General features: G+C 71.5%; 15 protein-coding genes. 2 read left to right on the plus strand and 13 right to left on the minus strand.

The annotated features are described in order from the left end of the window. Positions 1–72 precede the first annotated feature (72 nt). Positions 73–2,193, minus strand: a complete 2,121-nt coding sequence (locus BG418_RS20830; protein ID WP_188275449.1) for a type IIA DNA topoisomerase subunit B — start codon at positions 2,191–2,193, stop codon at positions 73–75. Positions 2,194–2,625: 432 nt separating this feature from the next. Here BG418_RS20830 and BG418_RS20835 point away from each other — a divergent pair, with 432 nt between their 5' ends. Continuing rightward, positions 2,626–2,856: a hypothetical protein gene (locus BG418_RS20835; RefSeq protein WP_067165114.1), complete on the plus strand. Its 231-nt coding sequence runs from the start codon at positions 2,626–2,628 to the stop codon at positions 2,854–2,856. A gap of 99 nt (positions 2,857–2,955) precedes the next feature. On the opposite strand, the gene BG418_RS20840 is transcribed toward BG418_RS20835, so the two are convergent. The 9 genes from BG418_RS20840 to BG418_RS20880 form a co-directional block, all read right to left on the minus strand. Further along, positions 2,956–3,786 carry a serine protease gene (locus BG418_RS20840; protein ID WP_188275450.1) on the minus strand — a complete coding sequence of 277 codons (831 nt, stop codon included), beginning with the start codon at positions 3,784–3,786 and terminating at the stop codon, positions 2,956–2,958. 140 nt (positions 3,787–3,926) lie between these two features. After that, positions 3,927–5,471, minus strand: a complete 1,545-nt coding sequence (locus tag BG418_RS20845) for an RNA polymerase sigma factor (protein ID WP_188275451.1) — start codon at positions 5,469–5,471, stop codon at positions 3,927–3,929. A 369-nt stretch (positions 5,472–5,840) separates the two neighbouring features. Then, positions 5,841–6,728 carry a FadR/GntR family transcriptional regulator gene (locus BG418_RS20850; RefSeq protein ID WP_188275452.1) on the minus strand — a complete coding sequence of 296 codons (888 nt, stop codon included), beginning with the start codon at positions 6,726–6,728 and terminating at the stop codon, positions 5,841–5,843. Positions 6,729–6,888: 160 nt separating this feature from the next. Then, a complete protein-coding gene (locus tag BG418_RS20855; protein WP_188275453.1) occupies positions 6,889–8,694 on the minus strand; it encodes an ATP-binding cassette domain-containing protein in 1,806 nt (601 codons plus the stop codon). A gap of 259 nt (positions 8,695–8,953) precedes the next feature. Then, entirely contained in the window at positions 8,954–9,724 is a 771-nt protein-coding gene (locus BG418_RS20860) for an NUDIX domain-containing protein (protein WP_188275454.1), read from the minus strand. A gap of 185 nt (positions 9,725–9,909) precedes the next feature. Continuing rightward, on the minus strand, positions 9,910–12,003 hold the full coding sequence (locus tag BG418_RS20865; RefSeq protein ID WP_188275455.1) for a glycogen debranching N-terminal domain-containing protein: 2,094 nt from the start codon (positions 12,001–12,003) through the stop codon (positions 9,910–9,912). A 128-nt stretch (positions 12,004–12,131) separates the two neighbouring features. After that, positions 12,132–13,577, minus strand: coding sequence for a DUF4192 domain-containing protein (locus BG418_RS20870; RefSeq protein WP_188275456.1), 1,446 nt, complete (start codon positions 13,575–13,577; stop codon positions 12,132–12,134). A 211-nt stretch (positions 13,578–13,788) separates the two neighbouring features. After that, positions 13,789–14,244: a carboxymuconolactone decarboxylase family protein gene (locus tag BG418_RS20875; protein WP_188275457.1), complete on the minus strand. Its 456-nt coding sequence runs from the start codon at positions 14,242–14,244 to the stop codon at positions 13,789–13,791. Positions 14,245–14,488: 244 nt separating this feature from the next. Further along, positions 14,489–15,715 (minus strand): ScyD/ScyE family protein, encoded by a 1,227-nt coding sequence (locus BG418_RS20880; protein ID WP_188275458.1) that lies wholly within the window; start codon positions 15,713–15,715, stop codon positions 14,489–14,491. A gap of 374 nt (positions 15,716–16,089) precedes the next feature. Between BG418_RS20880 and BG418_RS20885 the strand changes: the two genes are divergently transcribed. Next, on the plus strand, positions 16,090–17,172 hold the full coding sequence (locus BG418_RS20885; RefSeq protein ID WP_188275459.1) for a methyltransferase: 1,083 nt from the start codon (positions 16,090–16,092) through the stop codon (positions 17,170–17,172). 77 nt (positions 17,173–17,249) lie between these two features. Here BG418_RS20885 and BG418_RS20890 read toward each other — a convergent pair whose 3' ends face one another. From BG418_RS20890 to BG418_RS20900, 3 genes are read right to left on the minus strand one after another with little or no spacing between them, the layout of a single operon-like run. Next, the gene (locus BG418_RS20890) at positions 17,250–18,638 is read right to left on the minus strand and encodes a nucleotide pyrophosphatase/phosphodiesterase family protein (RefSeq protein WP_188275460.1); all 1,389 of its coding nucleotides are present in this window, start codon (positions 18,636–18,638) and stop codon (positions 17,250–17,252) included. Continuing rightward, positions 18,635–19,804, minus strand: a complete 1,170-nt coding sequence (gene eboE, locus BG418_RS20895; RefSeq protein WP_188275461.1) for a metabolite traffic protein EboE — start codon at positions 19,802–19,804, stop codon at positions 18,635–18,637. The genes BG418_RS20890 and eboE overlap by 4 nt, the downstream gene beginning before the upstream one ends. 4 nt (positions 19,805–19,808) lie before the next feature. Beyond that, the gene (locus BG418_RS20900; RefSeq protein WP_188275462.1) at positions 19,809–20,657 is read right to left on the minus strand and encodes a TatD family hydrolase; all 849 of its coding nucleotides are present in this window, start codon (positions 20,655–20,657) and stop codon (positions 19,809–19,811) included. Position 20,658 lies beyond the last annotated feature (1 nt).

A 20,658-nucleotide genomic window follows, 5' to 3' on the forward strand; every position in this document is an offset into this window, starting at 1 on the left:
CTCCACCCACGGGTGGACAACCCACGGTCAGCGGGTCGGGCGGACACCCGACCCTTCGCCCGGACGGGGCGACTACGCGTCGATCCGCGACCGGTCCAGCGTCGCCGCCGAGCTGGTGATGAACTCCTTGCGCGGCGCCACCTCGTTGCCCATCAGCAGGTCGAAGACCTGCTCCGAGGCCTCCAGGTCGCCGATGTTGATCCGGCGCAGGGTGCGGAACCGCGGGTCCATCGTGGTCTCCGCCAGCTGGTCCGCGTCCATCTCGCCGAGGCCCTTGTAACGCTGGATGGCGTCCTTGTACCGGATGCCCTTGCGCTGGAACTCCAGAAGCGTCTGGCGCAGCTCGTTGTCCGAGTACGTGTACACGTACTTGTCCTGGCCCTTCTTGGGCTGGACCAGCTCGATGCGGTGCAGCGGCGGCACGGCCGCGAAGACCCGGCCCGCCTCGACCATCGGGCGCATATAGCGCTGGAAGAGGGTCAGCAGCAGGATGCGGATGTGCGCGCCGTCGACGTCGGCGTCGACGAGCAGCACGATCTTGCCGTACCGCGCGGCGTCGATGTCGAAGGTGCGGCCCGAGCCGGCTCCTATGACCTGGATGATCGCGCCGCACTCGGCGTTCTTCAGCATGTCCGAGACGGACGCCTTCTGAACGTTGAGGATCTTGCCGCGGATCGGCAGCAGCGCCTGGAACTCCGAGTTCCGGGCGAGCTTGGCGGTACCCAGCGCCGAGTCGCCCTCGACGATGAAGAGCTCGCTGCGCTCCACGTCGTCGCTGCGGCAGTCGGCGAGCTTGGCCGGCAGCGAGGAGGACTCCAGGGCGGTCTTCCGCCGCTGGGCCTCCTTGTGCTGGCGGGCCGCGATCCGGGTCCGGGCGGCGGCCACGATCTTGTCGAGCACCGCGCGCGCCTGCGCCTTGGCGTCGCGCTTGGTGGAGGTCAGGAACTCCTTGAGCTCCTTGGCGATGACATTGGCGACGATCCGGTTGGCCGCCGAGGTGCCGAGGACCTCCTTGGTCTGGCCCTCGAACTGCGGCTCGGCGAGCCGCACGGTCACCACCGCGGTGAGGCCCTCCAGGGCGTCGTCCTTGACGACGTCGTCCTCGGCGACGCGCAGCAGCTTCGCGGAGCGCAGCACCTCGTTGACGGTCTTGGTGACCGAGCGCTCGAAGCCGGTGACATGGGTGCCGCCCTTGGGGGTGGCGATGATGTTCACGAACGACTTCAGGTTGGTGTCGTAGCCCGTGCCCCAGCGCAGCGCGACGTCGACGACCAGCTCGCGGGTGACCTCGGTGGGGGTCATGTGGCCGCGCTCGTCGAGGACCGGGACGGTCTCCTTGAAGGTGCCCTGGCCGGTCAGCCGCAGCACGTCGCAGACGCCCTTGTCCTGGGCCAGGTACTCGCAGAACTCGCTGATCCCGCCGTCGAAGCGGAACGTCTCTTCCGTCTTGCCCTCGCCGTCCAGGCCGCGCTCGTCGCGTACGACGATGGTCAGGCCGGGCACCAGGAAGGCGGTCTGACGCGCGCGCTGGTGCAGCGTGTCCAGGGAGAGCTTGGCGTCCTTGAGGAAGATCTGGCGGTCGGCCCAGTAGCGGATGCGCGTGCCCGTGCGCGTCTTGGGCACCCGCTTGCCCTTGAGGAGGCCGCTGGAGGGGTCGAAGGGCGCGTCGGGGCCCTGCTCGGTGAACATGCCCGGGGTGCCGCGGCGGAAGCTGATCGAGTGCGTCGCACTGTTGCGGTCGACCTCGACGTCGAGGCGGGCCGAGAGCGCGTTCACTACGGACGCGCCCACGCCGTGCAGACCGCCGGAGGCGGCGTAGGAGCCGCCGCCGAACTTGCCGCCGGCGTGCAGCTTGGTCATGACGACCTCGACGCCGGAAAGGCCGGTCTTGGGCTCGACGTCGACCGGGATGCCCCGGCCGTTGTCCCGCACCTCGACCGAGCCGTCGTCGTGCAGGATCACCTCGATGAAGTCGCAGAACCCGCCCAGGGCCTCGTCGACGGAGTTGTCGATGATCTCCCAGAGGCAGTGCATCAGGCCGCGGCTGTCGGTCGAGCCGATGTACATACCGGGGCGCTTGCGGACCGCTTCGAGGCCTTCAAGGACGAGCAGGTGCCGCGCGGTGTAGTTGGAGCCGTCCCGGTCGGCGCCGGACAGCAGCGCAGTGGACGGAACGGACGTCTCGGCGGTCACGCAGTTCGCTCCTCGCTGAATTTCACTTCGCCCCCGATGAGCAGGGGGCCGGCGTCGGTCGCCGGTCAGAGGGTACCGAGGCCTGGTAGAGCCGTTGTCACGCCACCCTCGCGTTTACTCATGCTAGTCCAGGGTCGTATACGTGTTCGATCCCTCGTTGGAGTGATGCGGATATCACGTTCCCATCCAGGCATGAACCATTTAGGCTCCGGGCACGTCCTCATGAACAACCGGCAACCCCGCCGGGAGGGCCAAACGAGACAAGCAACGCGAAACCGTAGAGCAACGCAATACGGCTCATTCGCCGCCAACCGGCAGCAGACAGCCACCTTGACCAAGAAGTTTCGAGGAAAAGGCACGAGCGGGAACGTTTTCGGCCTGGTTGGATGTTGACCCTGGTACGACAGCTCGTCGAGCTAGAGAAGAGGCGACGTGACTACTGTTCTGACCCCCGCGAGCCCCCTGACGGCCGCCGACCGTTGCGACCGCTGCGGCGCACAGGCATACCTGCGCGTCCTTCTGACCAGCGGCGGCGAACTGCTCTTCTGTGCTCACCACGGACGCAAGTTCGAGCCGGAACTGAAGAAGATCGCCGCTGAGATACAGGACGAGACGGACCGCCTCACGGCGGTGCCCGAATCCGCAGGTGAAGAGGATCGCTGAACCTCGCACTGACGACGAGCCAGGGCCGGTCCAGGACCGGCGACGGGCGGCCGCCCCCGCGTGCGGGGGCGGCCGCCCGTTCTCATGCCCGCACGCCGACTACAGGGGCGCCGCGTTGCGGGACGAGGGCGTGAACGCCGAGATCCGGGTGTAGACGCCGGGGCTCTCGGCCTCGCCGCAGCCGCTGCCCCAGGACACGAGCCCGATGAGCCGCCCCCGGGAGATCAACGGCCCTCCGCTGTCGCCCTGGCAGGCGTCGTGGCCGCCCGCTGGATCGCCTGCGCAGAGCATGGTGGCCTCCTGGTACTCGCCCTCCGAGTTCCCCGGGTAGGCGCGCGCACAGACCCCGTCAGCAAGCACCTGGACCCGGGCCGCCCGCAGCCCGGAGGCATAACTGCCCCGGCCCGAGGTGTCCCCCCAGCCGTAGACGGTGGCCGGCGTGCCCACCGCGTACGCCCCGTCGCCCGGTCCGGCGAGCCCGATCACGTACGACTCGGGCAGCGCGGCGGCCAGCGTGAGCACCGCCAGGTCACCGGCGTTGGTGACCGGGTCGTACTTCGGGTTGACCCAGGTGTCCCGCACGGTGAGCTCCTTGCCGCCCTTGCCCCGCAGCTGGGTGCGGCCCGCGATCACCTTGAGGTCCCGCACCCCGTTCGCGCCGAGCACCTCCCGGCTGAGGCAGTGCGCGGCGGTGACCACTTTCGTGGGCGTCACCACCGCTCCCCCGCAGAACTGGCCCGCGCGCGTACGTCCGAACCGGTCACGGCTGGAGAGCGCGACGACGTACGGGCTGTCCTCGACGCGTACGGGCATGCCCCCGATGACGATGCTGTCGGCGGCCGCCGGGGCGGGCGCGGCCAGTGGCACGGCGGTCGCGGCCGCCGTCAGGGCCAGCGCTCCTCGCAGCGCTCGGGCGGTGGGACGTCGCATACGCTCTCCTGACTCCGGGTGAGACGGGCATACCTCAGAGTCAACGAGCTGATGACGCCCCGCACCCGCTCAGACACGCGCGAGGGCCCGGCTCCTGACGGAACCGGGCCCCAGTGGCGCAGAGATACGCGGCGTACGACCTAGTCGAGGTAGTCGCGCAGCACCTGCGAACGCGACGGGTGGCGCAGCTTCGACATGGTCTTCGACTCGATCTGACGGATGCGCTCACGCGTCACTCCGTAGACCTTGCCGATCTCGTCCAGCGTCTTCGGCTGACCGTCGGTGAGACCGAAGCGCATGGAGACCACACCCGCCTCACGCTCGGACAGGGTGTCCAGGACCGAGTGCAGCTGCTCCTGGAGGAGCGTGAAGCTCACCGCGTCGGCCGGCACGACGGCCTCGGAGTCCTCGATGAGGTCACCGAACTCGCTGTCGCCGTCCTCACCCAGGGGGGTGTGCAGCGAGATGGGCTCGCGGCCGTACTTCTGGACCTCGATGACCTTCTCCGGGGTCATGTCGAGTTCCTTGGCCAGCTCCTCCGGGGTGGGCTCACGGCCCAGGTCCTGGAGCATCTGGCGCTGCACGCGCGCGAGCTTGTTGATGACCTCGACCATGTGCACCGGGATACGGATGGTGCGGGCCTGGTCGGCCATGGCGCGGGTGATCGCCTGACGGATCCACCAGGTGGCGTACGTGGAGAACTTGTAGCCCTTGGTGTAGTCGAACTTCTCGACCGCGCGGATCAGACCGAGGTTGCCCTCCTGGATCAGGTCCAGGAAGAGCATGCCGCGGCCGGTGTAGCGCTTGGCCAGCGAGACCACCAGACGGAGGTTGGCCTCCAGCAGGTGGTTCTTGGCGCGGCGGCCGTCCTCGGCGATGATCTCCAGCTCGCGCTTGAGCTTGGGGGCGAGCTTGTCGGCGGCCGACAGCTTGTCCTCGGCGAACAGGCCGGCCTCGATGCGCTTGGCGAGCTCGACCTCCTGCTCGGCGTTGAGCAGCGGGACCTTGCCGATCTGCTTCAGGTAGTCCTTGACCGGGTCGGCGGTGGCACCGGCGACGGCGACCTGCTGAGCGGGAGCGTCGTCCTCGTCGTCGTCGGAGAGGACGAAGCCCTTGTTCTCGCCCTCGGCCTCCTCTTCCTCACCCTTGCCGGGCGCGACGTCCTCAAGGAGCTCCTCGCCCTCAAGGGCCTCTTCGTCGCCCTTCTTGCCGGCGGTCTTCTTCGCGGCCGTCTTCTTGGCCACGGCCTTCTTGGCGACGGTCTTCTTCGCGACCGTCTTCTTGGCGGCGGCCTTGCGGGGCGCGTCGGCGTCGTCGGCCGATACGTCCACGGTCTCGGTCGCCGGGGCGGCGGTGGCCGCGACAGTCTTCGTCACGGTCGTCTTGGCCGCGACAGTCTTGGTGGCGGTGCGCTTCGCCGGGCTCTTCGCTGCGACGCTCTTCCGGGTGCGCTTGGGAGATTCCGCGGCACTGACCATCAGCGTCACACCCTCTTCCTCGAGGATCTGGTTGAGGCTGCGCAGAACATTCTTCCACTGGGTTGGCGGAATCTGGTCGGCTTCGAAGGCCCGACGCACGTCATCGCCGGCGATCTGCCCATCAGCCTTTCCCCGCTCGATGAGCGCCATCACAGACTCTGACTCGGCGATCTCCGGCGGGAGCGTACGGGATGTGCTGGCCGACACGAACAACCTCTCGGAACGATGGAAAACGGCTTCCGGCCCCGCCCATGATCGGGCCGGAGCCGACGACCGTCGGCTGGGGATTGTGCCGACGGCGCGGGCTGAACCTCGGAGCTGCACAGCGCCGCGAGCGGTCGCTGTATTCCTTCCTCGGCTGTTACCTCTTAGGTCATCGCACGGTTTCGAAGAGTGTTACGCCCAATCTACGTGGCCCGAGTCACACCTCATTCGCGACATAGCAGACCACATAGGGACAAAGTGCCCGCAATCGCGTCGCCGGACCCCCCGAGGCCCGGCGACACGCGCTTCCTTCCTTCACGGCGGTACGGGACCTGGTGGTGCGAACCCATACCCCGCCCACGCTCCGCGCCGTCAGTGCTCGCGCGGGGCGGGGACGACGCGCTCCACCTCTGGGTGGACGGTGAGCAGCTGCCGCATGGCCGTCTCCGCCGCCACGCCGTCGGCGCCCGCCAGCGCGTCCACGATCCGGGCGTGGTGGGTGAGCGCGACCTCGGAGGGGCGGTCACAGCCGGTGACCGGGCCTCCGGAGACCTGGAGGGCGGCGCCGACGATGCCGGAGAGGTGCTCCAGCATGCGGTTGCCCGCGGCCTGGATCAGCAGGGAGTGGAACTCGGCGTCGGCCCGCGAGAAGGTGATCACATCGCCCTGGCCGAGCGAGTGGCCCATGATCTCCACCATGTCGCCGAGGCGCTGCTGGATGTCGTCCCGGCCGTGGCCCGCCGCGAGCCGGGCGGCCAGCGGCTCGATCGTCCAGCGCAGCTCGCTGAGCTCGCGGCGCTGGTCGTCGCGCTGCGGCCCGAAGGCCCGCCACTCGATGATGTCGGGGTCCAGCAGGTTCCAGTCGCTGACCGGGCGGACCCGGGTGCCGACGTTGGGGCGGGCGCTGACCAGGCCCTTGGCCTCCAGGACGCGCAGCGACTCGCGGACGACGGTCCGGGAGACCTCGAAGCGCTGGCCGATCTCCTCGGGGACCAGCGGGCGGTCGGCGCCGAGATCGCCGGAGACGATCATCTGGCCGAGCTGCTGGACGAGTTGGCCGTGCAGCCCTCTGCCGCGGCTGCCCGCCGCGCGGCGGCCCACCCGGCCGAGGTCGGCCTCGGGCCCGTCCCACGCGGGGAGGGCCACGCGGTCGGCGCCGCGCGCCTCCGCGTAGGGGTAGCGGTCGAGTTCGCCCGGTCCTGCGAGGCCGTTGTCGGCGGCGCGGGCGGTGGTCATCATGGTGTGCGCAAGGGTACTCACGCATCCTTTGTCGGCGGGACTCCCACGGCCCTTGAGGTCTTTGGTGAAAAGCACACGAAAGGGTGATCTCCGGACCCCTCGCAATTGACGCTTTATCGGAAAGAAGCGGGCATTCCCAGGGGAGTTGTGGCCGGGCCCGTGCGCCGGGGTCGCAGCGCGGTCACCAACGGGCCCTGCCGCGAAGGCCGGTGAACACATAGGCGCAGAGCAGTACCGCCAGCGACAGCGCGAGCGCCGCGCCCTGGGGCCTGGCGAGCAGGTGCAGCGCGGTCGTGAGCCAGCCGTCCAGCTCGTGCGGCCAGCGCAGCCAGGCCACCTCCCGCAGCCGCGCGGGCAACCCGGCGACCGAGCGCGCGTGCGGACTCGACAACGCCTTCTGTACGAGCGGTACGACGAGTACGGGCACCGCCAGGACGGCCGCGAGCCCGGCCGTGGTGGCCCGGAAGATGCCGGCCGCGAGCAGCCCCGCCCAGGCGCAGCCGACGGTCAGCCCGGCCCAACTCGCCGCGAGCGTCGGCCAGTCCGGTGGGATCCGCGCCAAGTCGTGCCCGTACACCAGCCGCAGGGCCTGCCCGTCCAGTACGACCGTGAGCGCGGCGAGCAGCAGCGCGGCGGCGGCCGACACGGCGAGCTTGGCGAGCAGCAGCCCGAGTCTGCGCGGCACGGTGCCGCGGTCGGCGGCGAGCGCGGGGTAGCGGTACTCCTCGCCGAAGGCGAGCGCGCCGAGGACGCCCGCACCGAACGCCGCCGGTGGCAGCGGCAGCAGCCCGGGCCAGGCGGCGGCCAGGTGCGGCAGCGGGGTGCGCCCGCCGCGCCCGAGCAGTACTGCGAGCACGACCGACCCGACGAGCACGGCGGCGCCCAGCAGATACGTGGTGCGGACGCCGAGGAGTCGGCGGAGTTCATAGCGGAGCGGACGCAGGGGGGTGCGGGGGCGGGTGGGGGTGATGTGGGGGCGCGAAGTGCTTGGCGGTGCCGGGAGGTTCGTGGGTGCGCTGTAACCGTTGAGCGTATCTGTCACGGGGAGGGCGCTGGTCGCTTCGCCCGGCGGGCTCGGGGGCTCTGCCGGGCGGGGCGCCGGTGGTGGGGGCGGGTTCGTTTCGCCGAACTCCTCGGTCAGGCGGTGGACGAGGACGCCGTTGCGGAAGGCCGTCTCGCCCACCTCGGCGCAGGTGGTGCCGTAGACGGACAGATGGGCGCCGTCCTCGGCGACCACCTCGACCGAGCGGCGGGCGGCCCTGGCCTCGCGGCTGACGAGGGCGCCGAGGCGGGCCGCGTGCGGGGTGGCGACGGCCACGCGCGGGCGCAGCCGGGTGCGGGCGAAGGCGACGGCGTCCTGGTCCGCGACCAGGCGGCCACCGTCGACGGTGACCACGCGGTCGGCCACCCGGGCCGCCTCCTTGGGGTCGGAGAAGGTGCACAGCACAGTGCCGCCGTGGTCGGCGTGGCCGCGCAGCAGTCCGTACAGCCAGCTGTTGTCGCGCGGCGAAAGGTCCTCGGCGGGCTCGTCGAGGACGAGGGTGTGCGGGTCGCCGAGGAGGGCCGCGGCGAGCCCGAGTCTGCGGTCCATGCCGAGCGAGAGGGTGCCAAGGCGTTGGTCGCCGAGGCCGTCGAGGCCGACGACGTGCAGCATTTCCTCGGCCCTGGTCACCGGGACCCCGGCGACCGCGCACATGAGGCGCAGCTGGCCCCGGACCGTACGGGCCGGGTGGCCCGGCACATCGCCGAGCAGGGTGCCGACCTCGCGGGCCGGGTGGGCGACCCGGTGCAGGGGTCGGCCCCGGAAGTAGGTGACGCCCCGGCCGGGTTCGAGCTCCAGCATCAGGCGCAGGGCCATCGTCTTGCCCGAGCCGGGGGCGCCGAGCAGGGCGGTGATCCGGCCCGGCAGGGCCTCGAAGGTCAGGTCGTCCACCTCGGGCGGACGGTCGCGGCGGGGGGCACTGGTGAGTCCGATGGCCTGGAGCATCGCTTCTCTCGCGGGGGTGAGACCGCTCGACGGCACGGCGGGAGGGCGGGTACCGGAGTAACATAACGCGACATTTCAGACTTTTCATGCAAACGGGACCGTGGTGAGCGGGTGTCAGCACGCCGGGTGCACCCACCGCACGCTCAGCGGCGTCCGTCCGGCCCGGCGGCAGCAGCACGAAGCCCGCGCTATCCCGCCCCCGCCGGTCCCGGCAGCACCACGAACCGGGCTGCCCCGCCCCCCGCCCGCAGAGCCCGGCTCAGACCTCCGGCCGCAGCATCGGCGGGTTCAGGAGCGTCGCTCCGCCCGCGCGGAAGAGCTGGGCCGGGCGGCCGCCCTGGCGGGTGGTGGTGCCGCCCGCCGGCACCAGGAAGCCCGGCGTGCCGGTCACCTTGCGGTGGAAGTTGCGCGGGTCGAGGGCCACGCCCCACACCGCCTCGTACACCCGGCGCAGCTCCCCCACGGTGAACTCGGCGGGGCAGAACGCCGTGGCCAGCGACGAGTACTCGATCTTGGACCGGGCCCGCTCCACGCCGTCCGCGAGGATCTGGGCGTGGTCGAAGGCGAGCGGCGCGGGCTGTTCGTCCTCGCGGCCGAAGCCGCCGTCCTGGCTCAGCAGGTCCTCCACCGGTGCCCAGCGGGCGCTGTGCGCGTCGCCGCCCGCGCGGGGGGCCGGCAGATCGGGTGCGAGCGCCAGGTGCGCCACGCTGACCACCCGCATGCGGGGGTCGCGCCGGGGATCTCCATACGTGGCCAGCTGCTCCAGGTGGGCGCCGTTGCCCGGCGCCGGAGCCGGGCCCGCCGGGTCCTGGGCGCACAGCCCGGTCTCCTCGCTCAGCTCGCGGGCCGCCGCAGCCGACAGATCCTCATCGCCCCGGACGAATCCGCCGGGCAGCGCCCACCGCCCCTGGAACGGCGGCTCACCCCGGCGCACGACCAGCGCGCACAGCGCATGGCGGCGCACGGTGAGCACGACCAGGTCGACGGTCACGGCGAAGGGCGGGAAGGCCGACGGGTCGTAGGGAGACATGAAGCGATCATAGTCGTCTCCTTGACGATAAACACGCCCTCGGACGCCTCTGGCCGTAACGCCTTCACCGGTCATCCCACGCCTCCCACCCATGACGCCTCGCGCGAAGGTCCTGCCGTCGTCCGCCGCGTCGCTCACCAGGACGTCCTCCTCGGCCTCGGCACCGGATTCACTCAGCACTGCGTTCAGCCTCCCAACTGCAGCCGGGCGGCGGCCTGCTCGACCATGCCGACGCCGAGCCTGCTGACCCGTACGGCGAAGGGCTCCCCCGCCACGCTCAGCCCCGAAAGCCGCACCGCGCCGAGCGGGGCGGATCGCACGGGAGCCAGCGCGACCGTGCCCGCCGGGGCGTCCGGGCGGATCCCGGCGAGCGCGGTGAGCAACTGGACCACCGAGGCCGCCGCCACCGCAGCCGGGCGGCAGGCGGCCGGGTGCGGCAGCGGGGCGCTGTCGGCGGTGCGCTGCTCCCCCGCGTACATCTCGGGAAGGCGGTAGCCGAACGTCTCGGCCGCGTCCAGGACCCCGCGCAGCAGCGCGCTCGCCTCCTTCTCGTACCCCGCGGCCGCCAGGCCCGTGACCGCGACGGCCGTGTCATACACCCGCACCGCGCCCGCCCGGTGGCCGAACGGGTTGTACCCCGGTTCCTTGGCGCCGAGCCCGCGCAGGCCCCACCCCGAGTCCATGACCGGGCTGCCGAGCAGTCTCGCCAGCTGTTCCGTCTGCACCTTGTCGAGCAGCCCGGGTGCGAGCCGGCCCGCGCCGAGGAGGCCGGTGTCCAGGAGGTGGGCGGCGCCCGCGCCGAGCGGCGGGACCAGGCGGCCGTCGGCGGTACGGGCGGCGGCCGGGCGCCCGCCCGCGAGGTCCTCGATCCAGAACTCCTCCCGGAACCGCTCCCGCAGCGCCGCCGCCCACCCGGCGCACTCCTGGGCCCCCGGGCGGCCGCACTCGCGCAGCAGCTCCGCCCCCAGTACGGCGGCGCGGTGCGCGTGGGCCTGGGTCTCGGCGCGCACCAGACCCACCGCCGGGCCCGGCTCGACCAGATATCCACCGCCCGCGCTGGTACGCAGCCAGCGCAGACAGCGCTCCGCCACCGGCAGCAGCTCCGCCACGTCGGACTCGGGCAGCCCCCAGCGCCGCGCCTCCGCGAGCACCACGGGAAACGCCAGGGTCGCCTCCACCCCGGTGCAGCTGGGCGGCAGATGCGGCCCCGCGTCCCGGACCGGACCGGGCAGCGGGCCCAACTCCCGCCCTGTGTCCGGCAGTTGTGTACGAGCCACCGCGCGCAGGGTCGCCGCCGCGAGCCGGGTGGTCAGCGGCAGCGCCATCCGCGCGGCCCACAACGCCTCCGCCGGGGCCGGTCCGGTGCGCCAGGGCACTCCCGCCGCCGCGTACACATCCGCCGGGTGCGCCGGGTCGCGCACCAGGAGCGCCCGCAGGTCGTCGAGGCCGCTCTGGAACAGCGGCGCGACCCTGGGGTCGTCGCCCTCCGCCTCGGCGAGCGGCAGCGCTTGGCCCGCGGCCTGGCCCGGCGACCTGACCGGGCGGTCCGCGCGGTCGCTTCGGATGTGCAGCTCGATCGTGTACGAGCCGCCCGGGGGCAGCTCCACGTCCCAGCGCAGCACGCCCGCCGAGGCCAGCGCGTCGGCCGGGGGCGGCTGGGCGCTCACCACCGCGTGCGCGCCGGGGCCCGTCCAGCGCATCCCCGAGTCATGGACGCTGCCCGGCAGTTCGGGCCCGGCCCGGCCCGCCGCGACCGCGCCCAGCTCGGCGAGGTCGGTGCCGAGCGCGATCTCCACGGGCAGCCGCAGCGGGCGGGGCGACGCGCTGCGCAGGGTGATCCGCTCGCTGCCGTCGGCCCGGCGCACCCGTTCGATGGCGATCTCGGGGTCGGGGCCGCTGTCGGAGGGGGTGCGGACCACGGCGCTGAAGCGGGCGCGGTCGGCCGATATCGGTCGGCCCTGGAGCGCGATCGGCTCGCGCCCGGCCACCTTCAACTGGCAGCGCGCCAGCAGCCGTCGGCCGTTCTGGTAGAAGCCCTCCAGGCCGTGCCCGGTGAGCTGGCCGTGCTCGGCCGAGACGACCAGGCCGGGCAGGGCGACCGAGATCAGGGCCGAGTGCACCGGCGGAAGTTCGCCGTGGCCGGGGCCACCGCCGGGACCGCCGCCGATCCGCCGGGCGTCGGGGAGGCCGGGCGCGGGCACCTGCCGTCGCGCCGGTCCCGGCGCCGTGGACACCGGGCCGCCCGGGGCGGGGGCCCGGGGCGGGACTTTGAACGCCATACGCTGCCTTCCGGGCACTCGGGCCACATCCGTCCGTCGAGCGGACGGCCCTGGTGCGCCGTCCCACCGGTGAACGCGGCGGGCCGTACGCGGGTCACGGAGCGACACGCCGTGGCATGGACCCGGTTTCATCGGCCGGTCCCGTCACGCCGGCCCACCTTGCCCGCACGCCGGATCCCGCGCGGGGCGGGCCGGGCACCCTGCGTGCCCCCGTCGGGCCCCGCAGGCCGGTTCGCGGTTTCCTTCCGGTTGAGCGGCGCCTTCCGGCGGGGCTTCGGCCGATGAGGCGAGGTCACGGGTTGCCCCGGCCCCCGCCGTTCCAGTTCGGCCCACTCCTCACGCTCGTCCCGGGCCGCCCGCTCCTCGCACACGTCCCGCCCCTCGCACGCCTCCCGTTCCGCCCGTTCTCGCTCCGCCCGCTCCTCCCGCAAACACTTCCGCAGGGCCTCCGGGTCCAGGCCCTCGTTGCAGGCCTGGTGGAGGAGTTGGGCGAACTGGCAGCCGGGGTCGACGCGCAGGGCCAGGCCCAGGGCCACCCGGGCGGCGGGCTCGTCGCCGGTCGACCAGGCCACCCAGCCCGCCAGGGTCAGGGGCGCCGCCGCGTGTTCCGTATAGCGGCCGACGCAGCGGCGGGACAGGGCGCGCCACAGGCGCAGGGCCGGGGCCGCGTCCGGGCCCTCCATCCACTCCGCCGCGCGGTCCCGTGTGGTGCGGTCCTGGAGGCCGAGGACCAGTGCCGCCGCCTCGTCGTGGGCGATCAGGCCGTCGTCGAGCGCGTCCCCGTCGGAGCGGCCCGACGCCGGGGGTGCGCCGGACAGGCGCCGCATCAACAGGCCCGCCAGGTCCAGCGTCTCGTGTCCGACCCGCGCCCGCTCCTCCTCGTCCAGGATGCGGGGCACCAGCCGCTCCTCGGTCGCCGCGAGCACCCGTTCCTGCTCGGCGGCCGCCGCCGGGCGCGGCCACGGAGTGAGCCGCGCCTCCATCTCCCGTAACGTTCCGCGCACTTGGAGCCCGGCGTAGGTCGCGGCCGCCGCCAGCGCCGACGTACCGGGCAGGGCCAGCGCCCTGCCCTCGGGCGGGCAGCAGCGCGCGTCCGGGCAGCAGTACGACCAGTACCGCCCGTCCGAGATGCACAGCGCCTCCAGGACCGGTACGTCCAGGGCGCCGCAGGCCGTACGCAGCTGTTGCGCCAACGGCCTCAGCTTTTCCATGACGTGACTGCCCGTCATATCCCCGACCGGGTCCGGGTCCTGGCAGAGGAACACGATGATCCCGTCCGGGCGCGGCCCGCGCCGCTCGCTTCCGGTGACCAGGCACTCGGCCAGTTGCTCCGCGGCATGCGGCCATTCCCCGGGCGAACGCGGGATGCCGAGCCGGAGCCGCCCGCCGAAGCGGCCCCGGCGACCATGGAGGGCGACCATCACGACGGAGTCCGTCGGGTGGAAGCCCATCAAATACGGCAGCGCGTCCGCGAGATCGGCCGGGTCGCGCAGCGTGATCTGCGAGTCGTCGTCGGGCAGTCCCCGGGATCCGTGGGAGTCGGGCAGTTCATGAGATTCGTGGTGCTTGTTCATGTCTCGACGGTCCCGTCTCCGGGCACCCGCCACCACCCCTGTGGAAAACGTTGTCCACAGGCCAGAACAAGCCACGCCCCTGCCCGGCATACTGAGGTGGCAGCCGTCGCCCGGCGCACCGAGTCGTCCCGGTCACGGCGCGGCCCTCGCGTGTCGTCGCGACGGCCGCGCCGCCCGCCCGGTCCGACCGGCAGTCAGGCGCGAGCCGCACCTACCACTTCTGCCCGGCCTGCTGCTTCGTCGTGGCGTTCAGGCGGTTGAACAGGTTGCTGACCGCGATGTGCAGCACCAGGGCAGCGAGTTCCTGCTCGTTGAAGTGCTTGGTGGCCTCGTTCCACACCGCGTCCGGAACCGGGTCCTCGCGGTCGGCCAGGCGCGTGACGTGCTCGGTGAGGGCGAGGGCCGCGCGCTCGGAGTCGGTGTAGAAGGGGGTCTCGCGCCAGGCGCCGACGGAGAAGATCTTCTCGTCGCTCTCGCCCGCCTTGCGCGCCTGGCCGGACGCCGACTCCACACAGGGGCTGCAGCCATTGATCTGGCTCGCGCGCAGGTGGCTCAGGGCGAGCAGGCCCGCCGGGACGCCACCCGCGTACGTGGCCTTGTACAGACCCTGGATGGCCTGCATCGCGTCGGGGAGGACCATCGCCGGGTTCTGCATCCGTGCTTCCATGACTGCTCTCCTTCAGAGATCTATGCGATCTTTCAGCGGTGACGCTGGCTCGATCCCATCGGTCGGGATCCCGCGTCACCCGTCTGACGGGTCCCGGCGGGAGAGTGTGACCGGAGGAGAAAAAGAATTTTCCAGGCGATCTTCCGGAGGCACGACGAAGCGGCCCCGCCGGGCTCAAGAGCCTGGCGGGGCCGCATGTCACGCGCCGATCCGACCCGCAGACCGGCCCGTCACCACACCCGTACTACTCGGTGATCTTGATCAGCTGACCCTCGGTGCCGACCGAGTTGTTGGTCACGTAGATCTCGTCGTCCGGGCCGACCGCCAGGCCGGTGGCCATCGACAGCTTGCCGTCGGTCGGGATCTCGGTGACCGCCTTGGTCTTGATGTCGATCCGGTTCAGCTTGCCCGGCAGCGGCGGGCCCTGCTGCTGGAAGCCGCCGGTGAGCGTCAGGGCGATCAGGTTGCCGTCGCTGTCCTGCGCCAGGTCGCTGACGGCGGTCAGGCCGCTGGCGAAGACCTCGGCGCGGTGGCCCGGCACGATCCGCCAGATGCGCGAGCCACCCGGACGCAGACCGCCCATGTCGGCGACGTAGAAGGCACCGTCCTGGCCCTTGAGGATGCCGCTGGGCACCGACTGGACCTTGACCGTGCCGTCGGCCGCGATCTTCGTGGTCTGCGGGACGAGCGAGTTGAGGGCCTTCTTCTCCTTGGCCGACGGAGCCGCGGCGGCACCGCCCGGCGCCGGGATCTCGTTGTCGGGGAAGATCGCCTCGGTGGTGGTCTTGCCGCCGAAGCCGATGCCGACCAGGTCGTTGCCGCCCGCGTCGGCCACCAGGAAGCCCCGGCCGTTGCGCGCGAAGCGCCACGGGTTGCTGTGGATCGACGCCTCTTCCGGGTTCGGCGCGTGGCCGAGGATCCAGTCGGGGTCGAGCAGCGTCTCGTGCTTCGCCAGGTCGCCGACGACCCAGCCGCTCGCGGTCTGGAGCGTGCCGAGCTTGGCAGCGTCCTTGCCGAGCTTGTCACGGTCGTCCGTGCCGCCGCCGAAGCCGTTGAGCACGAGGTAGCCCGAGCCGCTGGCCTCGACGTCGTTGGGGCCGGCGGCCGAGATCGGCTCGTACGGCTTGGTCGGGGCGACCGCCGAGGACGGCAGGCCGGTGACGACGCGGCCCTGCTCCGAGCCCTTGACGCGGTAGATCGAACCGGTCAGGCCGACGCACTTGGTGCCGGGCGCGCAGCCCGGCTTGCCCACTCCGGACTCGGCGACCAGGATCGTGCCGTCGTCCTGCACGGATATACCGCGCGGGTTGTTGAGCTTGCTCGCAATAACCTCGATGTTGGCAGTAGCAGCAGTGGCCTTCGCCTCCTTCGGCGAGGCCTGTGCGGGGCCCGGGACCAGCGTGGCCGTCAAGGTCCCCACGGCCGCCGCCGCCACGAAGGCCCCACTCCAAGACCTGCGTATTCTCGACATGTCTCTCCCTCATCATGGCGAGCCCCCGTCATTGGGAGCCGTCTCAACCGGGCGCCACGATAGACGCTTCTACCTCAACCGTCCCGTACTTATAGGCCACTTGTAAGTGGGTGGCCGACTGCGGCGCCTCCGCAGTTGAACACTTGATTCGCACTCGGAATTCACTGGTGCTGATCTGGGGCGGATCTCGCGTCGGATCCCGTGGCGGATCTTCCGTGCACAATCGGCCAACTCGGGGCCGGATTGCGCGTGTCGAGTGGTTGTTCCGCGCCGATGTACGGCTCTAGAGTCTGCCGGGCGACGCCCATAGTTTCCGGTATCCCCGGTAATTAAGACTCTTGATACCGCTGCGCAACCGCCCATGGAGGATACGCATGCCCCCCATTCCGCCCGCCCGAGTCGTCCGCATCGTCGAAGGTGTGCGCGCGCGGGTGCAACGGCTCGCCCAGTTGTTGGTGCCCGCGCCGGTCGCCGTGCTCGAACTCGCCCAGGGCGCCTGGGTGTCCCAGGCGATCTACGTGGCGGCCGAGCTGAAGATCGCCGACCAGCTCGCCGACGGCCCGCTGACCTCGGACGAGATCGCCCGGCGGATCGAGGCCGACCCGGACGCCGTGCACCGGCTGCTGCGCGCGCTGGCCAGTTACCGGATATTCAGCGAGGAGAGCGACGGGCGCTTCAAGCTGACCCCGATGGCCGACGCGCTGCGCACCGGCACGCCGAACTCGATGCGCGACATGGCGCTCTTGACCGGTCACCCCGCGAGCTGGGAGGACTGGGGCGCGCTCATCCACACGGTGCGCACGGGACAGCCGAGCCTTGAGAAGAACCGCGGCATGCACGCGTACGAGTATCTGGGCCAGAACCCGGAATTCGCCGAGATCTTCCTCAACGGCATGGGCACGCTCTCGGATATGGAGACCGAGCCCATTCTCGCGGCGTACGACTTCTCCAAGTACAAGACGCTGGTGGACGTCTTCGGCGGCCGTGGCGGTCTGCTGTCGGCGATCCTCAAGAAGACGCCCACCGCGCAGGGAATCCTCTTCGATTCGCGTGCGGACGAGCTCGGCGCCGACGCGTTTCTCACCGAAGAGGGCGTGGTCGACCGGGTCACGATCGACAAGGGCGATCTCTTCGGTCCGCTGCCCGCCGGCGCGGACGCCTACATGCTCAAGCACATTCTGCATGAATGGCCCGAACCGAAGGCTCTTGAGATCCTCAAGAACACGCGTGAGGCAATCAGCCCCGACGGCCGCCTTCTTGTCATGGAATTCGTTCCTCCGGAGGGCAACAAGCCGCACCCGGCCAAGCTGGTCGACCTGTGGCTGATGATCCTGGTCGGCGGCAAGGAGCGTACGGAGCGCCAGTACTCGGAGATCCTGCGCGCGACCGGCTTCCAGCTCGACCGCATCGTGCAGACGGCCGCGGGCGTCTCGATCGTCGAGGCCCGCCCCATCTGATCCAGCGCTTCACCCCCTGCACAGAAGCTCCTGGCGGAACGATTCCGCCAGGAGCTTCTGCATGTACGAACCGAGTACTACGCCAGGCCCGCAAGGCCCAGCAACAGCCCCTTCACCTCCGTCGCCTCCACCGCGTCCCCGACCGCGTCCGGTGTCGAGCACAGCAGCACCGGCCCGTCCTGCGGGTCGTCGGGCAGGCGGCCGTGGCTGCCGCGGATCGGCGAGGGGTCGAGCGGCACCACCGCCATCCGGTAGCGCATCCCGAGCTTCTTGCGGGCCAGCGCCTTGGCGGCCTTCACCTTCACATACGGATCGAGCGGGTCCATGAACAACTCGACCGGGTCGTATCCGGGCTTGCGGTGGATCTCGACGAGCTGCGCGAAGTCGGGGGCGCGATCGTCGTCGAGCCAGTAGTAGTACGTGAACCAGGCGTCCGGCTCCGCGATGGCGACCAGTTCGCCCGCGCGCGGGTGGTCCAGGCCGAAGCTCTTCTTGCCGTCGTCGTCCAGGAGTCGGTCGATGCCCGGCAGGTCCGCGAGGGCTTCCCGGGTCGCCTCCAGGTCCTGGGATTTACGTACGTAGATGTGCGCGAGCTGATGGTCGGCGACCGCGAACGCCCGCGAGGCCATCGGGTCCAGATACTCCATGCCGTCCTGGGTGTGGACTTCGAGGAGCCCCGCGCGGCGCAGCGCCCGGTTGATGTCGACCGGGCGGCTGACCTTGGTGATCCCGTACTCGGAGAGGGCGACCACGGTGCGGCCCGCGGCCTCGGCGTCGTCCAGGAGCGGTGCCATCGCCGCGTCCAGGTCCCGGGCCGCCTGGTACGAGCGCGGGTCGTCGGGCCCGTACCGCTGGAGGTCGTAGTCCAGGTGCGGGAGATAGCAGAGCGCGAGGTCCGGGTTGCGGGTCGCCAGGATGTGGCGGGTCGCGTCGACGATCCACTGGGAGGACACGATGTCGGCGGTCGGTCCCCAGAAGTTGAAGAGCGGGAACGTGCCGAACTTCTCGTGCAGTTCGTCGTGGAGGGCCGGGGGGCGGGTGTAGCAGTCGGGTTCCTTGCGGCCGTCCGCGTAGTAGACCGGACGCGGAGTGACCGTGAAGTCGGTGTCCGCGCCCATCGCGTACCACCAGCAGATGTTGGCGACCGTGTAGCCGGGGTGCGCGCGGCGGGCCGCGTCCCACAGCTTGTCGCCCTCGACCAGGCCGTTGTGCTGGCGCCACAGCAGGACCTCGCCGAGGTCGCGGAAGTACCACCCGTTGCCGACGATGCCGTGCTCGGCGGGGAGCGTGCCGGTCAGGAACGTGGACTGGGCCGCGCAGGTCACGGCGGGCAGCACCGTGCCGAGCTGCGCCTTCGAGCCGGACCGCGCGAGCTGCCTGAGGCGGGGCATGTGGTCGAGCAGCCGGGGGGTCAGCCCGACGACGTCCAGGACCAGCAAGGGGGTCGGGGTGCGGTCGTCCGTCATGACAGTTCCTTGAGGCCGAGGTCGGTCAACAGGTCCCGGGCGAGGGAGAGTTCGGCGGCGATGCCGTCGGCGAGCTGGTCCCGGTCGCGCGGACGCAGCCCGGCGGGCAGAGCCTGCCAGGTGTACGTCTCGACCTCCAGGTGGTGCGTGTGCGCGACGGGTCCGCCGACCAGACCGTCCAGGGTCTCGCGCAGCACCGGCAGGGTGGAGGTCAGCGGCGCCTCGGGCGTCGCGTGCAGCGGTACATGGAAGTGGGCGCGCCAAGGCGCGGTGTCCGGCAGGGCGTTGCCGGTCAGCGCCTCGTCGAGGTCGTCGGTGCCGAGCAGATCGGCGCCGTTCCTCGTACGGGTCTGGTGCAGGAAGCGCGGCTCGGCGAACTCGGCGAGCGCGGACCGCACTTCGGGCCTGCTCGGGTCCTCGGCGTGCAGCGCGGCCGACAGCTGGACCTTCGGGATCGTGATCCCGGCCGTGTGCAGCGCCTCCAGCGCGGTCGCCGGGTCCTCGAAGGAGGTGGCGAGGTGGCAGGTGTCCACGCAGATCCCGATGCGCGGCGAGCCGATCGCGGTGAGCGGCGCGATGGCGTCGGCGGTGGTCTCCACCGTGCAGCCCGGCTCCGGCTCCAGGCCGATCCGGATCGATTTGCCGGTCTCCTCCTCCAGCGCGTCGAGGCGCACCGCCAGCGTGCGGAGTGCGGAGTGCGCCGTCTCGGCCGCCGCCGCATCGAAGCCGGTGCGCCAGGCGAGCGGCAGGGTGGAGATGGTGCCTTCGGTGACGTCGTCGGGGAGCAGCGCGGCGAGCAGCTTGGCGAGGTCGGCGGTGTGCTCCAGGCGTTCCGGATCGGTCCAGTCCGGCTTGTAGACGCGGTACTTGACCTCCTCGGCGCCGAATCCGTCGTACGGGAAGCCGTTGAGGGTGACGACCTCCAGGCCGCGCCCTTCGAGTTCGGAGCGCAGCCCGCGCAGGGCGGCCGGATCGGCGCTCAGCTCCTCGGCCGCGCTCCGGGCCAGCCACAGGCCGATGCCGAGCCGGTCGGTGCCCAGGCGTCGGCGGACCGGCTCGCAGTGGTCGCGCAGCTGGGCGAGGACGCCGTCGAGGGTTTCGGCGGGGTGGACGTTGGTGCAGTACGCGAGGTGGACCGTGGAGCCGTCGGGGTGGCGCAGACGCATCAGGTCACTCTCCGCCGCGCAGAATGGAGTTGCCCTCGTGCAGGGCCTCCGGCGCGGTCACCGAGAGGTCGAGGCGGCCGCTGAGCCCGTAGAACGCGACGGGGTTGCGCCACAGCACCAGGTCCACCGCGTCCTCGTCGAACCCGGCCTTCAGCATGGCGTCGGCGACCTTGCGGGTCTTGAGCGGATCGCTCTTGCCCCAGTCCGCCGCCGAGTTGACCAGCACCTTCTCCGGGCCGTACTCGTCGAGGATCGCGACCATCCGGTCCTCGTCCATCTTGGTGTCCGGGTAGACCGAGAAGCCGAGCCAGGCGCCGCTGTCCTTGGCCTCGCGCACCGTCGTCTCGTTCAGGTGGTCGAGCAGCACCCGGTCGGTGGCGAGCGCCGACTCGCGTACGACGTCGATCGTGCGGCGCAGACCGGTGAGCTTGTCGCGGTGCGGGGTGTGGACCATGGCGGGCAGACCGTGCTCGGCGGCGAGCTGGAGCTGGGCCGCGAGCGCGGTGTCCTCGGCGGGCGTCATCGAGTCGTAGCCGATCTCGCCGACCGCGACGACCCCGTCCTTGACGAGATAGCGCGGCAGTTCGTCGATGACGGGCGTACAGCGCGGGTCGTTCGCCTCCTTGGGGTTGAGGGCGATCGTGCAGTGGTGGGCTATGCCGTACTGGGCGGCCCGGAACGGCTCCCAGCCGAGCAGCGCGTCGAAGTAGTCGAAGAAGCTCTCGGGCGAGGTACGGGGCTGGCCCAGCCAGAAGGCGGGCTCGACGACCGCGCGCACGCCCGCCGCGTACATGGCCTCGTAGTCGTCGGTGGTGCGGGACGTCATATGGATGTGCGGGTCGAAGATACGCATG

Source organism: Streptomyces sp. CBMA152 (assembly GCF_014596475.1).
In the GTDB taxonomy this organism is placed as follows: domain Bacteria; phylum Actinomycetota; class Actinomycetes; order Streptomycetales; family Streptomycetaceae; genus Streptomyces.

Bases quoted from the DNA above. Each gene is read 5' to 3' on its own strand.
- BG418_RS20840 (WP_188275450.1), bottom strand. From the start codon at position 3,786: ATGCGACGTCCCACCGCCCGAGCGCTGCGAGGAGCGCTGGCCCTGACG.
- BG418_RS20855 (WP_188275453.1), bottom strand. From the start codon at position 8,694: ATGCTCCAGGCCATCGGACTCACCAGTGCCCCCCGCCGCGACCGTCCG.
- BG418_RS20860 (WP_188275454.1), bottom strand. From the start codon at position 9,724: ATGTCTCCCTACGACCCGTCGGCCTTCCCGCCCTTCGCCGTGACCGTC.
- BG418_RS20865 (WP_188275455.1), bottom strand. From the start codon at position 12,003: ATGGCGTTCAAAGTCCCGCCCCGGGCCCCCGCCCCGGGCGGCCCGGTG.
- BG418_RS20870 (WP_188275456.1), bottom strand. From the start codon at position 13,577: ATGAACAAGCACCACGAATCTCATGAACTGCCCGACTCCCACGGATCC.
- BG418_RS20875 (WP_188275457.1), bottom strand. From the start codon at position 14,244: ATGGAAGCACGGATGCAGAACCCGGCGATGGTCCTCCCCGACGCGATG.
- BG418_RS20880 (WP_188275458.1), bottom strand. From the start codon at position 15,715: ATGTCGAGAATACGCAGGTCTTGGAGTGGGGCCTTCGTGGCGGCGGCG.
- BG418_RS20885 (WP_188275459.1), top strand. From the start codon at position 16,090: ATGCCCCCCATTCCGCCCGCCCGAGTCGTCCGCATCGTCGAAGGTGTG.
- BG418_RS20890 (WP_188275460.1), bottom strand. From the start codon at position 18,638: ATGACGGACGACCGCACCCCGACCCCCTTGCTGGTCCTGGACGTCGTC.
- eboE (WP_188275461.1), bottom strand. From the start codon at position 19,804: ATGCGTCTGCGCCACCCCGACGGCTCCACGGTCCACCTCGCGTACTGC.
- BG418_RS20900 (WP_188275462.1), bottom strand. From the start codon at position 20,657: ATGCGTATCTTCGACCCGCACATCCATATGACGTCCCGCACCACCGAC.